The 15,358-nt window shown below is 70.5% G+C and carries 13 protein-coding genes; 7 read left to right on the plus strand and 6 right to left on the minus strand.

Translation table 11 applies throughout. From position 1 onward, the window contains the following. The first annotated feature begins 6 nt into the window (after window positions 1-6). Complete coding sequence (locus tag ACQP2X_RS18110) at window positions 7-762, plus strand: AraC family transcriptional regulator (RefSeq protein WP_498698449.1); 756 nt, start codon at window positions 7-9, stop codon at window positions 760-762. On the opposite strand, the gene ACQP2X_RS18115 is transcribed toward ACQP2X_RS18110, so the two are convergent. After that, entirely contained in the window at window positions 741-1,538 is a 798-nt protein-coding gene (locus ACQP2X_RS18115; RefSeq protein ID WP_498698451.1) for an NAD(P)H-binding protein, read from the minus strand. The genes ACQP2X_RS18110 and ACQP2X_RS18115 overlap by 22 nt on opposite strands. A gap of 86 nt (window positions 1,539-1,624) precedes the next feature. Here ACQP2X_RS18115 and ACQP2X_RS18120 point away from each other — a divergent pair, with 86 nt between their 5' ends. After that, window positions 1,625-2,401 carry a helix-turn-helix domain-containing protein gene (locus ACQP2X_RS18120; RefSeq protein WP_498698453.1) on the plus strand — a complete coding sequence of 259 codons (777 nt, stop codon included), beginning with the start codon at window positions 1,625-1,627 and terminating at the stop codon, window positions 2,399-2,401. Window positions 2,402-2,414: 13 nt separating this feature from the next. On the opposite strand, the gene ACQP2X_RS18125 is transcribed toward ACQP2X_RS18120, so the two are convergent. Further along, window positions 2,415-3,284, minus strand: a complete 870-nt coding sequence (locus ACQP2X_RS18125; RefSeq protein ID WP_498698454.1) for an ATP-grasp domain-containing protein — start codon at window positions 3,282-3,284, stop codon at window positions 2,415-2,417. Window positions 3,285-3,308: 24 nt separating this feature from the next. Here ACQP2X_RS18125 and ACQP2X_RS18130 point away from each other — a divergent pair, with 24 nt between their 5' ends. Continuing rightward, the gene (locus ACQP2X_RS18130; RefSeq protein ID WP_498698456.1) at window positions 3,309-5,000 is read left to right on the plus strand and encodes a tetratricopeptide repeat-containing protein; all 1,692 of its coding nucleotides are present in this window, start codon (window positions 3,309-3,311) and stop codon (window positions 4,998-5,000) included. Window positions 5,001-5,009: 9 nt separating this feature from the next. On the opposite strand, the gene ACQP2X_RS18135 is transcribed toward ACQP2X_RS18130, so the two are convergent. Then, window positions 5,010-7,409 carry a transglycosylase domain-containing protein gene (locus ACQP2X_RS18135; protein WP_498700969.1) on the minus strand — a complete coding sequence of 800 codons (2,400 nt, stop codon included), beginning with the start codon at window positions 7,407-7,409 and terminating at the stop codon, window positions 5,010-5,012. A 57-nt stretch (window positions 7,410-7,466) separates the two neighbouring features. Continuing rightward, the gene (locus tag ACQP2X_RS18140) at window positions 7,467-7,892 is read right to left on the minus strand and encodes a helix-turn-helix domain-containing protein (RefSeq protein WP_498698458.1); all 426 of its coding nucleotides are present in this window, start codon (window positions 7,890-7,892) and stop codon (window positions 7,467-7,469) included. An 80-nt stretch (window positions 7,893-7,972) separates the two neighbouring features. Between ACQP2X_RS18140 and ACQP2X_RS18145 the strand changes: the two genes are divergently transcribed. The 4 genes from ACQP2X_RS18145 to ACQP2X_RS18160 all read left to right on the plus strand — a co-directional run bounded on the left by ACQP2X_RS18145 (window position 7,973) and on the right by ACQP2X_RS18160 (window position 12,598). Continuing rightward, entirely contained in the window at window positions 7,973-8,776 is an 804-nt protein-coding gene (locus tag ACQP2X_RS18145; protein ID WP_498698460.1) for a class I SAM-dependent methyltransferase, read from the plus strand. A gap of 80 nt (window positions 8,777-8,856) precedes the next feature. Next, the gene (locus ACQP2X_RS18150; RefSeq protein WP_498698461.1) at window positions 8,857-9,279 is read left to right on the plus strand and encodes an ATP-binding protein; all 423 of its coding nucleotides are present in this window, start codon (window positions 8,857-8,859) and stop codon (window positions 9,277-9,279) included. Between the two features lie 9 nt (window positions 9,280-9,288). Then, a complete protein-coding gene (locus tag ACQP2X_RS18155; RefSeq protein ID WP_498698462.1) occupies window positions 9,289-10,485 on the plus strand; it encodes a PP2C family protein-serine/threonine phosphatase in 1,197 nt (398 codons plus the stop codon). Window positions 10,486-10,522: 37 nt separating this feature from the next. After that, on the plus strand, window positions 10,523-12,598 hold the full coding sequence (locus tag ACQP2X_RS18160) for a sensor histidine kinase (RefSeq protein ID WP_498698464.1): 2,076 nt from the start codon (window positions 10,523-10,525) through the stop codon (window positions 12,596-12,598). Here ACQP2X_RS18160 and ACQP2X_RS18165 read toward each other — a convergent pair. Both ACQP2X_RS18165 and ACQP2X_RS18170 read right to left on the minus strand, forming a co-directional pair. Then, window positions 12,535-13,425, minus strand: coding sequence for a methyl-accepting chemotaxis protein (locus ACQP2X_RS18165; protein WP_498698466.1), 891 nt, complete (start codon window positions 13,423-13,425; stop codon window positions 12,535-12,537). The two genes, ACQP2X_RS18160 and ACQP2X_RS18165, sit on opposite strands and share 64 nt — an antisense overlap. After that, window positions 13,422-13,901, minus strand: coding sequence for a PAS domain-containing protein (locus ACQP2X_RS18170; protein ID WP_498698467.1), 480 nt, complete (start codon window positions 13,899-13,901; stop codon window positions 13,422-13,424). Before ACQP2X_RS18170 ends, ACQP2X_RS18165 begins: the two co-directional genes overlap by 4 nt. Window positions 13,902-15,358: the final 1,457 nt, after the last annotated feature.

Here is a 15,358-nt window from a genome sequence, read left to right on the forward strand (position 1 = left end):
CAGGTGATGACGGAAATCCGCCACACCTCGGTGGCACCCACCCGCAGCCAGCGCCTCCCCTCCGGCGCCGAGATCGACGCGCACCGCCACGACGACCATCAGATCATCTACGCCGCGCGCGGCGTCCTGTCCATCACGACGAGTGCCGGTTCGTGGGTCACACCCGGCAACCGGGCCATCTGGGTGCCGGCCGGCACTGTGCACGCTCACCGGGCGTACGGCGAACTCGACTTGCATTTGATCGGACTGCCCGCCGCGAGCAATCCGCTCGGCCTGGCCACCCCGACCGTGGTCTCGGTGGCTCCGCTGTTGCGCGAGCTGATCGTGGCGTACACCCGGAGCGCCGCCGAGCGGACTCCCGAGCGCGACCGGCTGCGTGCCGTCCTGCTCGACCAGCTCCGCGCCGCACCTCAACGGCCGTTGCACGTGCCCACCCCCGTCGATCCGCTGCTGCGCACCGTGTGCGCCCTCATCGAGGCCGACCCGGCGGCCCCGCGAACCCTGGCCGGCCTGGGCCGCGAGGCCGGCGCCAGCGAGCGCACCCTGTCCCGGCGGTTCCGCCGCGACCTGGGCATGACCTTTCCCCAGTGGCGCACCCAGCTGCGCCTGCACCGGGCCTTGATCCTGCTCGCCGAAGGAACACCGGTGACCGCCGTCGCGCACCGCTGCGGCTGGTCGTCGGCCAGCGCTTTCATCGACGTCTTCCGCCGTACCTTCGGCCACACCCCGGGCGCCCCTGATCACGCCGAGCCGGCGAACTGATCCCGGTGGGCCTCGGCCCACGCCCGATAGGTGCCCGCCTTCCGCCCCAGCACCCGCTCCACATCCCCGGTCACGATCGCGTTGCCGCCGCGCCGGACCAGGGCCGCCCCGGCCAGCGCCACCTCGGCGATCTCGGGCGGAAAATGCTCGGCGTGAGGCTCGACATCGACGACGGCGAGCTTGCGTCCCAGCGCTTCCGCCAGCTGCCCGACCTGATCGGCCACGGTCAAAAGCTCAGGACCGGTCAGCGTGTACGTCCGCCCGCCGTGCCCGCCCGCGGTAAGAGCCTCCGCCGCCACGGCGGCCACGTCTGCCGGATCCACGATCCCCTGAGCCCCGTCGCCGAACAGGTTCGGAATCGGCCGCCCGGCCCTGATGTCCCCCGCCCACCCCAGGGTGTTGCTGGCGAACGTGGTCGGCCGCAAGATGGTCCACTCGAGCCCGCTCTCCCGCACGGCCCGTTCCCCAGGTTGATGCCAGCCGCCAGGCGCGACCTCGTCCGGCGTCCCGATGGCCGACAGCTTGACGACGCGCCGCACCCCGGCGTCGATGGCCGTCCGCAGAATGGCCAGGTCACTCTCGGGCAGGCCGGGCCCGGCGGGGGAGAGCAGATAGAGAGCCTCCGCCGGCACCACCGAGGTGCTCACGCTCAGCCCCGGGCGAGGCGCGACCCGCCGCGGGTCGCGGGTCATCGCCGTGACCTCGGCGCCGCGGCCGAGCAGTTCGTCGACGAGCAGGGATCCGGTGGTGCCGGTGGCGCCGGTAATCAAAATCATGGGTGTCAGGCTGCCGTCGCGCGCTCCGAGCGTCTTGGAAGAATCGGCACTGCACCGGCCTCCGTCGCGCGGCTAGGGTCGAACTCGTGCAGCCGACCGTCATCCATCAGCCCAAGACCTCCACAGTGGTCGTCTTCCGGACGACGGCCGAGGGTGAGAGCGACGTCCTGGTGTCCGGCCCCCGGACTCGGGGCAGCTACCACCCCGGCCGCCCGGAGACCGTGTGCGTCCAGGTCCGGCTGCCCCCGGGCCGCACACATGCCGTGCTGGGCATTCCCGCGTCCGATCTGGTCGACCGGGCCGTGCGCCTGAGCGACCTCTGGGGCGACGCCGCCCACCGCTTGACCGCCGACCTGACCGGCGCCGCCGACCCCGAGCTCCTCCTGACCGAGGCCTTGGCCGGCCCGGAGAGCGACCCGGCCGTGACCACCGCGATGACCGCCCTGACCGGCGCGGCACGGCTCGCCGAGGCGGCTACCCGAGCCGGCGTGAGTGAGCGCTACCTGCGCACCCTCTTCGCTCGAGACGTCGGTCTGTCACCGAAGCACTACGCTCGAATAAGCCGCGTCCAGCGCGTCCTCTCCCTGGGTGGCCGGGACAGCTGGGCCGCGGTGGCCGATCGGGCCGGCTATTTCGACCAGCCTCACATGATCAGCGACTTCCGGGCTCTCATGGGTGTCTCACCGGCGGCGTACTTTTCCGGCCGCCTGCCTCCGGCGACCCCGTGCGTCAGGGCGGAGCGGCGTTATCAGGGCGCCATCGTTTCGCGCCAACGGGCGAGGGTGCCGAGGGCGGTCAGGGTGTCGAGGTGGTCCGGGCCGAGTGCCCGGCGAGAGCGCGCTGGGGGCGAGGATTCGGGGTGACGCTGGCGGCGGGTCAGAGGCGTCGTTCGAGATCATGATCGAGGTTACGTGCGAGTGAGGACGAGGCGAGCCGCCGAACGGAGTTCGTCATGGCTTCGACGAACCGGTCACGCGCCGGAGGACCGACTCGGTCGAGGGACAGGAACGGGTTGAGGTCCTCCAGCTCCACGAGCAGCAGATCGCCGTCCGGGGTGCGGCACGCGTCGACGCGCTGGATGCCGTGGTCCACGGTGTTCCAGTCGATGAAACGCTGGGCGAAGGTGAGGTCGGCTTCGGTCGGCTCGTACGGCTCGAGTTCCCACCGCTGGTCCGGGCGGGGCGCGTACAGGGCGTACTGGAAATCGTGGTCGACGAAGTAGAAGGACACCTCGTACGTGAAGTCGATGCGAGGCTGCACCAGCAGATCCGTGTAGTCGAGGCCGGACAGCGCGGACCGTTCGACGACGGTCAGCCCGGCCGAGTCCGCGCCGAACTTCGGCTTCGCCACATAGAGGTCGCTCTCCGGCAGCCGCCCCAGATCCTCGAGCCGATCGACCGTGGGAATCACCGGATATCCCGCCGCGAACAGATCGAGCAGATACTGCTTGCCGGCGATGTCGCCCTTGCCGGTCAACTCGGTGAAGACCCGCACCCCGGCCGTGCCCGCCGCCGCGCGGAACGCCTCGTACTCGGACTGGTAGTTCAGCACCGGCCCGCTGTTGCGCACCACCACGACATCGAAGGAACCCATCAACGCCCGAGCGTCCAGCGGATGGCACACCGCCAGATCGAAGCTGCCCCGCAGCCGGGAGGTCAGGTAGATGTCCTCATCGCAGTACCGGCGCCCGCGAGCTTCGTAGCCCAGGTCGCTGACGTACAGAACACGAGGCCGCCCAGAAGTCACCGCCTCATCCTCTAGGGTGGACACGTGTCGCAGGCCAAGAGGGTCGACGTCGAGCACAGCTCGGGTTTCCAGATCGGCTCGGACAACACCCAGCACAACAACATCGAGATCCGCGGGCAGAGCGTTCATGTCGCCGGGCCGGTGGGTCGCCTCGACTTCGGCAGCCCGTCGGCGGCCGCGGTGTCGCTGGCGCCCCCGTTCGGGCTGCGCGATCCCGAGCACCCGGTGCGGGGCCGGCAGGCTCTGATCCGCCGGGTGACCAGGAGCTTGAGCGGCCGGGGCATGCGGTACGTCCACGTGCTGCACGGCATGGGCGGCAGCGGCAAGACGGCCGTCGCCCTGGAGGCGGCCCACGTGGCCCAGACGCGTGGCCTTCCGGTGTGGTGGATCGAGGCGGCCGACACGCCGGTCATCATGGCCAGCCTCCAGGCGGTGGGACGCCAGATCGGTGTCACCGATGAGCAGGCGCTCGCCCCCGAGGCCCTCGACCGGATCTGGGAGCGCCTCCGCGATCAGCCCGAGCCGTGGCTCATGGTCATCAACAACCTCAACGACCTGGCCCTGCTCAGCCCCAACGACAACGACCTGGCCGAGGGCCGTGGCCTGCTCCGCCCGCTCATGCGCGGCCGGGGCACGGTCATCGTCACCACGAGGACGGGCTCACGCGAGGTGTGGGGCGCCGGCTGGTCGGTGCGCCACCACCTCGGCGACCTCGACCCGGAGGACGCCGGCCAGGTCCTGATGGACCGCACGGCGGGCCACGCCGGCCCGATCGGCGACGCGATCAGCCTCGGATCGCGGCTGGGTGGCCTGCCACTGGCATTGAACCTGGCCAGCGCCTATCTGTCGAACGTGACATCGTTGCCGATCACGTGGCGTGACAGCTCCACGGTGGCCACGTTCTCGGCCTTCGAAAAAGCCTTCGACCAGGGCCGGGTCACGCTCTCCAACGAAGCCGCCCAGGCCCATCTCATCGAGCGCCTGTGGGGCGTCACGTTGTCCTGGCTGGACCGCCGTGGCATCCCCGAGGCCCGGGCCCTGCTCGGGCTGCTGTGCCATTTCGCCGAATATCCGATCCCCGAGGCGGTCCTCCACCCGCACACGCTGACGGAGTCCGGCCTGCTCGGCACCGTGGACGGCATCCGGCTCCGCTTGCTCGTGAACGAGCTGTCGAACGTGAACCTCGTCGAGACCAGCACCCGGGACGCCGCCGGCGAGGGCGAGGTCTCACCGATCCCGGCCATCCGCATCCACCCGCTGCTGCGAGCCACGCTGCGCGAGTCGATCGACGCCGACCAGCGCCGGTCGTACGTCTCGCTCGCCGTCGGCCTGATCCGCCACTGGACCGACGCCAACGACGATCCACACGGCCCCGAAGCGTGGCCCACCTGGCAGCTGATCTCCCCGCACGCCATCTACCTCTCCGGCGAGGTGGAGGACACCGCCCTCCCGGTCAAGACCGAGGCGATCGAGGCGGCGGCCAAGGCAAGCAGGCACCTGGAGCGGTCAGGTGGCCTCACCCGCGTGACGGTCAATCTGACCGCCAAGTCGATGCAAGCGCTGGACGCGCTCACCGAGCTGACCCTGGACAACAGAACCGACACCATCAATCGGGCCCTGCAAGTATCCGAGCTGCTTCAGAGGGCGGCGGGGGAGGGTCAGCAGATCGAGTTGCGAAGCGCCGACGGAACGGTGCGGCGGATTCAGATCTTGTGATGGTGGCTGTCAGTCACCCGGCCGGGGCGGGGTGATGATCGGCGGGAAGCCCGGCAGTGTCGGTTTCGGGATGTCCTTTCCGTTGCTCACCTCGATCGTCACGATGCCACCCTTGATCGTCCGGCCGCTCGGCGACGTGCCGGCCGCCGTGCCGACCGGGCACTTCGAGTCCACATCCCGTCCGATGTACACCCGGAAGCCCAGATCCCGCAGCCGGTCCCGGGCGTCGCTCAGCGGGTCGCAGGTCACGTCCGGGATGCGGCGCTGGTCGCCGTACACGATCTTGCGGCTGTCCGGGCGCTTGAACTGAACGTACGGCTTGCCCTCCATGTAGTCGCCCAGCGTCTTGTAGACCGCCGGGTTCACCTGGGCGTGCCGCAACCTGTCCCGGTGGGCCTGATAGTCCGGGTTGACCAGATAACCCGCCACCACCAGCGACGTCGTTCCCGCGATCAGGGACGCCGTGCGGTCGCGGTCGGTCGTGCCCGTCTTGCCGAAGACCGGATGGCCCACAACGTCGCGTGTCTGCGGTGCCGTCGCGCCGTCGCAGCTGCCCAGGCGGGCCGAGTCGCCCACCGGGCAGCGGGTCGCGTCCAGCGCCGCCCGGGCCACGTCGGGGCTGGTCGCCCGCGTGCAGTGGGGCTTGCCGATGTCGAGTTTCTGGCCGTCCTTCGTGACGATCTGCTCGATCGGCGTGGGCTCGCAGTACATGCCGTCGCCGGCCAGCGTCGCGTACGCGTTCGCCATGTCCAGCGGCGTCGTCGCCGACACACCCAGCGTGAACGCTCCCCACTGGTGCGAATAGCCCGGTGAGGCCAGCTTGGCGTCGCTCGGCGCGCGGAACTTGATGCCGAACCGCTTCGCCGCGTCGACCACCCTCTCCGCGCCGATCTGCTCCTCCAGCGGCACGAAGTAGGTGTTGATGGACTTGCCGAAGGCCGTCCACATGTTGAAGACGCCCTCGCCTCCGCCGCCGCTGTTCATCGGGCACCAGAAGTGGGTGCCGTCGCACGCCGACTCGCTCCGGGAGCTGATGATGTAGCTGGAGCGGTACTGCTTCTCCGTCTTGATCTGGTACGCCAGCGGGACGCCCCTTTCCAGGGCCGCCACCATCGTGAACATCTTCATCACCGAGCCGGCCTGATATCCGGTGATGTCGCCACCCCCGGTCAGCAGGGGGTTCGTCGTGTTCGGGTAGCTGCCGCGGATGCCCCGTTTGCGTTTGGCCGGGTCGGACGACATGTAGTTCTTCGACTCGTCGAGCTTGAACCGGCGGTTCGCGGCCAGCAGGCGTACCTTGCCCGTTCCCGGCTGGACGGCCGCCAGCAGCAGCGCGTTCGTGTCCTTCTCGGAGATCAGCTGGGCGATCCGCTTGCGGGCCTGGCTCTGCGCCTTGACGTCGATCGTCGTGGTGATGCGGTAGCCGCCGCTCTTCAGGCGGCGCTCACGGTCGTACGTCGTCGCTCCGAACTGCTCCTGCTCCATCCACCACCGGTAGAAGAAGTCGCAGAAGAAGCCCCACTCGTTGCGGGACACCGAGACGCAGCCGTTGCCGATCTGCTTGACCACCTTGGGGATCGGCTCCTTGATGGCCTTGTCGGCCTGGGCCTGGGTGATCGTGCCGAGCTCCACCATGCCGGGGATGACGTAGGTGTCGCGGCGCAGCTTGATGGCCTTGTAACCCTCGGCGGTGGTCGGGTCGAACGCCGACGGCGCCTTGACCACCGCCGCCAGCAGGGCCGCCTGGCCGATGGTCAGGTCCTTGGGCTTCTTGTTGAAGTAGACCTGGCTGGCGGCGAAGATCCCGTACGTCCCCTTGCCGAACGGTGCGATGTTCAGATAGCGCTCGAGGATCTGATCCTTGGTCAGCTCCTTCTCGACCTGCATGGCGTACTTCATCTCGGTGACCTTGCGTTTCGGCGTGTCCTCGGTCGCGTCGACGACCTCCTGCGGGCTGGTCGCCGAATAGGCCAGCGACATCCGCACCCACTGCATGGTGATCGTCGAGGCGCCCTGCTTGGACTTGCCGTTGTTGTTGTTCACCAGGGCCCGGGCCACGCCCTTGAGATCGACGCCGTTGTGGTTGTAGAACTCCCGGTCCTCGGCGGCGACCATGGCGTCACGCATGAACTTCGAGATGTCCTTGAGGCGCACGTCGCTGCGGAACTCGTCGTAGAACTGGGCGAGCTGGGTCTTGTTGTCGGACGCGTAGACCCGGGTGATCTGGGGGGAGCTGAACGCCTTGAGCTCGCCGGGCAGGCTCGCGAAGGTCTCGCCGCCGGCCTTGGCGGCCAGCCCGGACATGGCCACGACGGGGAAGGCGGCCGCCGCGACGACGACACCGGCGAGCAGACCGCAGAGCAGGAACGCGAAGCCGTTGAAGAAGATGTTGTGATCGCGCCGCCGCATCCAGGAACTCACAGGACCACCATCCGTGACTAGGCGTCGAGCCGCGTCAATCAAACCTCATTTTGTCAACTTGCGCTTCCCCCGAAAAGGAGCAATTCGCCCGGGGTCCGACAGTGCCGCCAGGAAGGTGGGGCACTCGGCGTGGCTCGGCGCGCGGCAGGCCGCGGTGTGCCGCAGGGCGTCGCGCAGCGCCGTGAGCTCCTGGATCGTCGAGGTCAGCTCGTCGGCCCGCGCGGTCAGCATGGCCCGGTCGAGCGCGGGCGCGCCGCCCGGGTCCGGGATGAGCCGGCGGATCTCGTCGAGGGAGAAGCCGGCGTTGCGCCCCAGGGCGATCAGCGCCAGCCGCTGCATCACCCCGGCGTCGTACTGCCGTCGCAGGCCACGCCGCCCGTTCGGGGCGATCAGGCCCTTCTCCTCGTAATAGCGCAGAGCGGAGACGGGCAGCCCGGAGCGGCGGGCCACCTCACCGATGTCCAGGTCCACCGCGGGTCTCCCTTGACCTCAAGCCGACTTGAGGTGGAACGGTGGCACGGACGACGCGGAAAGGCAAGGATATGGCGACAGTGGATCAAGCCGCTAGATGGAACGGCGCGGCCGGACGGGGCTGGGCCGACTCGCAGGCGGTGCTGGAGGACCTGTTCCGGCCGTTCGAGAAGGTGCTGGTGGAGGGACTGCCGCGCGGGGAGGTGCTCGACGTCGGCTGCGGCACGGGCGCGACGACGGCCGCCATCGCGCGCACACCCGGCCGCCGGGCGGTCGGCGTCGACATCGCGGCGCCGATGATCGCGGCCGCCCGCCGGCGCGAGACCGAGGGGCTCTCCTTCATCGAGGCCGACGCGCAGACGTACGCCTTCCCGCCCGCCTCCTTCGACGCCGTGGTCTCCCGCTTCGGCGTGATGTTTTTCCCCGACCCGGTGCGCGCTTTCGCCAATCTCCGGCGGGCTTGCCGACCGCTTGCGGTGGTACGCCTCGTCGTGTGGCGCGGCATCGAGGACAACCCGTTCATGACGACGGCCGAGCGGGCGGCCGCGCCGCTGATGCCCGAGCTGCCGCCCCGCCGGGCCGACGGGCCGGGACAGTTCGGGCTGGCCGACCCGGAGACGGTGCGGAGCGTCCTGGCCGGGAGCGGCTGGTCGGACGTCGCGCTGGAGCCGCTGGACGTCGAGCTGACCATGCCGGAGAGCGAGCTGACCGGCTACTTCACCCGGCTCGGCCTGGTCGGCCAGGTGCTGCCGGACGTCACCGAGCCGAGGCGTTCGCGGATCGTCGAGACGGTTCGCGCCGCGTTCGATCCCTTCGTCAGCGGCACCGAGGTGCGCTTCACCGCGGCGTGCTGGCTGATCACGGCGAGCTCGCGAACCACCTGAACGGGTGATGTGACGGCCGTGACCAGGGTGGTTGTGATCGAAATGCTTTGCCGTACGGCCCCTGGGGCACTAAAGAGCGCATGACGGGGTGGCGGATGGCGCCGCCGGTCACCGCCGACGAGGTCGGCCGGTGGACGGTCGGAGAGCCGGTGGAGTTGCGGATGTTACGGGCCGAACTGCGGAAAGTGGACGCCGTGCCGGCCGACGACACGCTGCTGGTCGTCGCGACCGAGCTGGCCTCGAACGCGCTGCGGCACGCCCGTTCGCAGGCCGTCGTGGCGCTGCTGCGCCACCGGGACACCCTGATCATCGACGTGGCCGACCGGGATCCGGACGGCCGCCCGGCCGTCGACGCCCGCCGTCCGAAGGCGTCGGGCGGGCTGGGGCTGCGGCTCGCCGAGACGCTGGCCCTCGACGTCGGCTGGTACCCGGCGGTGGGCGGTAAACACGTGTGGGCCAGGTTCGCACTTCCCTCCTCCCGCCCGCGGGGTCCCTCCAACTAGGGTGGCCACGTGGGGGCGATACGTGACGACGAGCGGCTGCGCCGCCTGGAATCGGTCACCGACGCCGCCCTGTCCCGGCTCGACGTCTCCGACCTGCTCGACGAGCTCCTCGAACGGGTGCGTGACCTGCTCGACGCCGACACCGCCGCCGTCATGCTGCTCGACTCGCACGCCCAGCAGCTCGTGGCCACCGCCGCCAAGGGCCTCGAGCAGGAGATCCGCCAGGGCATCCGGGTGCCGGTCGGGCAGGGCTTCTCAGGCCGGGTCGCGCAGGGCCGCCGCCCGGTGGTGCTGCACGACGTGACCGCCGCCGACGTGGTCAGCCCCGTCCTCATCGAGAAGGGCATCCGTTCGCTGCTCGGCGTCCCGGTGCTGGCCGCCGGCGAGATCATCGGCGTGCTGCACGTCGGCACCTGCTCGCCGCGGCACTTCACCGACGACGACGTCCGCCTGCTCGAGGTGGCCGCCGACCGGGCCGGCGCGGCCGGGCAGATCCGGGCCCGCAAGCTCGACCAGGCCGCCGCCCTCGCGCTCCAGCGCAGCCTCCTGCCGCCGCTGCTGCCCGAGCTGCCCGACCTGTCGTTCGCGGCCCGCTACGTGCCCGGTCACGAGTTCGGTCTCGGCGGCGACTGGTACGACGTGTTCCACCTTCCCTCGGGCCCGCTCGGGCTGGTCATCGGCGACGTCTCCGGCCACGGGCTCGCCTCGGCCGTGGTCATGGGCCGCGTGCGGAGCGCCCTGCGGGCGTACACCCTCATCAGTGACGATCCGGCCGAGGTCCTCACCCTCCTGGACCGCAAGGTCCGGCATTTCGAGGCCGGCAGTCTCACCACGGCCCTGTACGCGACGATCGCCCCCGACCACAGCGCGGTCCACCTGTCCTCGGCCGGTCACCTGCGCCCCGTGCTGGCCCTGCCCGGCGGCGAGACACGCCTGGTCGAGATGCCGGTCGACGCCCCGCTGGGCGTCGGCGGCGGCCACCGGCGGCGGACCACCCGGGTCGACCTGCCGCCCGGCGCCCTGATGCTGTGCTACACCGACGGGCTGATCGAGCGCCGCGACCGGGTCATCGACGTCGGCATCGACGCCCTCATCGAGGTGGTGCGCCCGGCCGCGGCCGAGGTGGTCTGCTCCGAGGTGATGACCAGCATCGGCCTCGACCAGCCGACCGACGACATCGCGGTGCTGGCGGTCCATCGCCGATAGCGGCTCAGCCCGGCCCGGAAACGGCCGATGATTCAACGTGAGGCTCGCGCGCAGGATCAGGCCCGCGCTGGTCCCGCTGCTGATCTGGCTGGTGCTGGTCGTGGTGGGCACCGCGGTGCTGTTCTGGCAGCAGTACGACAGCCGCCAGTCCCTGGCGCAGCGCTTCAGCCTGCGCGTCGGCCTGATCGGCGACTTCGTCACCAGTTACACCGGCGACCTGATCGACCGGGAGCGGGTGCAGGCGCGGGCCGCGCTCTCCGACGCCACCGTGGCCGAGCGTGACTTCACCCGCGCGGTCGCCGGCTTCGGCTATCCGGCCGCCGTCCTGCTCGACGCCAAGGGACGGGCGCTGCAGGTGGTGCCGCCCGATCCGACCGTCATCGGCAAGGACCTGGCCTCGCGCTACACCCATCTGTGGACCGCGCTCAACGAGGGCCGGCCTGCCGTGTCGCCGGTGGTGTCGTCGGCCGTCCGCGGGCTGCCGGTGGTCGCGTTCGCCGTGCCGTACCAGACCACCTCGGGCCGGCGAGTCTTCTCGGGCGCGGTGGAGATCCGCGACAGCCCGCTGTCGAGTTATCTGTCGACCGCGCTCACGTACAGCGGCGCCCAGGTGCAACTGGTCGACGGCAACGGCAGCATCGTCGCCGCGAACGGAACGCTCGACGGCGCGGTGCCCACGCTGGCCGGCGAGAACGAGCCGCTGGCGGCGGCGCTGCGGCAGCACGCCAAGGGACGCTACGAGACCGGCGGTCATTGGTGGCGTTATTCGTCCACCCCGATCGAGGGCACGCCGTGGCGGCTGTCGGCCGCGGTCCGCGAGGACGTGCTGTTCGCGACGCTGGCCGACAACGAGATCGCCGGCCGGGCCGGGCTGGGCGGAGCGGCCGTGGTCGGCCTGCTGGTGGTGGCCGCGGCCGGCCGGGCCCGGCGCAGCCGCCAGGACCTGCGGCTCAGCGAGGAGCGGTTCCGCCAGGTCTTCGACGGCTCACGGATCGGCATGGCGCTGACCGACACCGAGGGCCGCTACGTGCGGGTCAATCCGGCCGCGGCCGAGCTGTTCGGCCGGTCCGAGGCCGACCTTCTCGGCCGGCGCAGCGACGACATCACCCATCCGGACGATGTGGGCCGGGCCGCCGAATTCGTCCGCGACTGCCTGTCCGGCCGCATCGACGGCTTCGATCTGGAGAAACGGTACGTCCACGCGGACGGCCGGGTCATCGACGCGTCGGTCACCAGCGCCCTGCTGCGCGACAGCGAGGGCCGGCCGCAGTACTTCGCCATGCAGATCATCGACACCACCGAACGCCGCGCCCTGGAACGCAGCCGGCTCGCCGACCGGGCCGAGCTGGCCGACCGCGCCGAGCAGCTCCAGCAGGTCAACGCCCACCTGGGCGACGTCATGGCGATGCTGAGCCACGACGTCCGCCAGCCCCTCACCCGCATCATCGGCCTCGGCGAACTGCTCCTGGACGACTGGGGAGAGTCGACGTCCGAGGCCAAACTTCATGACGTACGCCGGATGACCGCGGCCGGGCACAGCGCCAGCGAACTGGTCACCGACATCCTCACCCTGGCCCAGCTCGACGCGGGAGCACTGGTGGCCCGGCCGGTCCGGGTGGACCTGTCACATCTGGTCCGCGCCGCCCGCGCCGCTCTCGCCGCCGAGCAGGTCACCGTGGTGGCGCCGGACGAGATCCACGGCTTCGCCGACCCCAAGCACCTCCAGCTCATCCTGGGCAACCTGATCGCCAACGCCACCAAGTACGGCGAGCCGCCGGTCACGGTGACCGTGGCCAACCGGCGCGACCACGTCGAGATCAAGGTGGCCGACGAGGGCGAGGGCGTCCCCGAGGCGTTCGTCGAGCACCTGTTCGACCGGTTCGCCCGCGCCGAGAGCGGCGTCGCCACCCGGACCAGCGGCACCGGGCTCGGGCTCTACCTCGTGCGCCAGCTGGCCCAGGCGGGCGGCCTGGACGTCAGCTACCGGCCCAACCAGCCGCGCGGCGCCGCCTTCCTGATCACGGTCCCGCACGCCTACGAGGCGCCGGCCTACGACCCCCGGGCCGAGGAGACGAAACGGGTGACCTCGCCGCGCAGGACCTCGGCCAGCTGAGACAGCCCCGACATGCCCGAATCGTGGCCGCCGTCGATGGCCTGGGCGATGCCGTCGACCAGGCCGCTCATCTCCCGGATGCTCGCCGTCACGGCCTCCAGCACGCGCACCGCGTCGTTGGCGGCCTGCTGCACGGTGGTGACCTGGTCGAGGATCTCCTCGCTGGACGAGCTGGTCTCGGTGGCCAGGCTCTTGACCTCGTTGGCGACGACGCTGAAGCCGCGCCCCATCTCGCCGGCCCGGGCCGCCTCGATCGTCGCGTTGAGCGCGAGAAGCCGGGTCTGAGCGGCCACATTGTTGATCAGGTCGACGGCCCGGCGGATCTCGTCGGAAGCGGTGCGCAACGACCCCACGGTGACCAGGCCGCGCTCGGCGTCCGAGACGGCCTCACGGGCGAAGTCGGCCAGCCCGTTGGCCGAGGCGCCCATCTCGGTGGCGGCGGTGGCGACCTGCTCGGAGACGGTGAGCACGGCCGACTCCAGCTCGTCGGCGAGCGCCACCCGCGACTGGGCGGCCTCGCCGAGCTGGGCCGCGGACACGCTCATCTGATCGCTGGAGTGCGAGATCTGAGCGGCCGCCTTGCGGAAGGACCCGGACAGACCACGGGTGAGGAAGCGCCGGTGAAAGCGCCCCTCGGCGGCGGCGTCGAGGGCGGCACCGGACTCACGGACGAAGGCGTCGGTGACATCGAGCAGGCCGTTGAGCTTGAGACGGGTCTCGCGGGCGACATCGGACCCGTCGACCTTGCCCAGCCGGGCCTCGAGATCACCGGCCTTGGCCCGGTCGCACACCTCGCCGATCATCCGCAGCACGTCGTCGCCGGTCACCGTCCGCCACCGTTCGTGAGCTCCCAGACGTACTCGTCGTAGGTCTGCCCCCGCCCGGCCAAAGTGTCCTGGAGAAGTTGCCAGCCGGCGTCGAGAGCGGCCGGGGAAGAGGAGTGCCGCTGCTCCTCGGCGCGAAGCCGCCGGTAGAGCTCGGCGACGGCGGTGACGGCGGCTTTGTCGGGCGTACGCCGGCTCGAGTGATAGCCGATGATCCGGTCGGCGGCGTCGTAGGAGGGGGTGACGTGCGCGAAGACCCAGTAGTGGGCACCGTCGGCGGCGAGATTGACGACGTACGCGAAAAGCTCCTGCCGGTTCTTGAGGGTGTCCCAGAGCAGCTTGAAGACCGCCCGGGGCATGTCGGGATGCCGAATGATGTTGTGCGGCTGCCCGACGGCGTCATCCTCGTCGAGCGCCGAGATCCGGAGAAAAACATCATTGGCGTACGTGAGAACCCCGCGCGTATCGGTCTTCGTCACGATGATCTCGTCTTCACGAAAGGTCCGCTCGATCCCCGTGGGAGCGACACGTGTTGCCCTCATGCCACTATCGTGACAATTCCCCTACCCCAAATGTGCCGTTTCGCCATTTCTGGCCGCCCTGCAACATCCGCCGTCCCCGCTGGTGCTGAACTGGGCTGCCCCTGGCCGTGCTGCTGGATCGCCCTTGCCGTGCTGGACCGCCCTGGACCGCCCTGGCCGCGCCGTCCCGGCCCGCCGGGTTACGCCATCCTGGCCGCGCCGGGTTACGCCGCCCGGGCCGCGCCGGGTTACGCCGCCCGGGCCGCGCCAGGGTTACACCGTCCTGGCCGCGCCGGGCTGCGCCGTCCTGGCCACGCTGGGTTACGCCGTCCTGACCGCGCTGGGCCGCGCCGGGCTGCCCGCCGGGTTGCGCCGTCCTGGCCACGCTGGTTTACGCCGTCCTGACCGCGCTCGGCCGCGCCGGGCTGGCCCGCCGGGTTGCGCCGTCCTGGCCGCGCCGGGTTACGCCGTCCGGGCCGCGCCAGGGTTACGCCGTCCTGGCCGCGCCGGGCTGCGCCGCCCTGGGCGCACCGGGGTTACGCCGTCCTGGCCGCGCCGTGCCGCTGGCCGTCGGTCCGCAGCCATCGGCGCGGCCGGCACGAAGAACCATCGGCGCGGATTTCGCCCGTCGCGGGGTCGCCGAGCCCAAGCCTCTCTCCCGGATCGATGCGTGGGCTTGGTTGTCTCTGATCCCCGCCGCCCGCCGGCAGGAAGACAGCCGGTATGTCGCCGCATGTTCTTCGCTGGCCCTTGTCCGAGCTGATTTCCGCGCCTATGAACCGTACCGGCTGCGGCAGCCGAACGTCTATATCGCTGGCCGGGAAATTCGGTTTTTCGGTTGCCCTCTCTGAGTCCGTAAATTTGCATGATCCTTTCTTTGTATTCGATCTTCGGGATGCAGGATAATAGTTCATGGCGCAGCTGGGGTTCTTCTCTAGGTCGGAAATTGCTGCTATGCGGGATTGGTCGGGGGTGCCGAGTCATTCGCCGGAGATGCTGGAGTTTCGGCGTGGTCATGCGGCTCGGCGGCGGTGGGGGCTTCAACGGCGTCATGCGTTGAAGTTGTGCCGGTCCCATGGCTGTTCGCGGGTGTGCGGCGAGTTGGGTCTGCATGATCCGACCGAGCGGATACCGCCGCTGATCTGGGATGACGAGGTCGCATGGGTGCGGCGGCCGGGTCCTGAGGTGGCCGCTGATCAGGCGGTTTCCGCTCGCCCGCCGGACGGCGCGCCGCTCGATCATGCAGCCGAACCCACCGAGGCCGCCGCAGTGGCGCGGGAGGAGTCACCGGCCGAGTTCGCAGTGGTAGAGCGGGCGGAGTCGCTGGTTGGGGCTGCGGTGGCACAGGGAGCGGAGTCGCCGGATGCGGCCGCAGTGGTAGAGCGGGCGGAGTCGCTGGTTGAGGCTGCGATGGC

It is taken from the genome of Actinoplanes sp. CA-131856 (genome assembly GCF_050956135.1).
Taxonomy (GTDB): domain Bacteria; phylum Actinomycetota; class Actinomycetes; order Mycobacteriales; family Micromonosporaceae; genus Actinoplanes.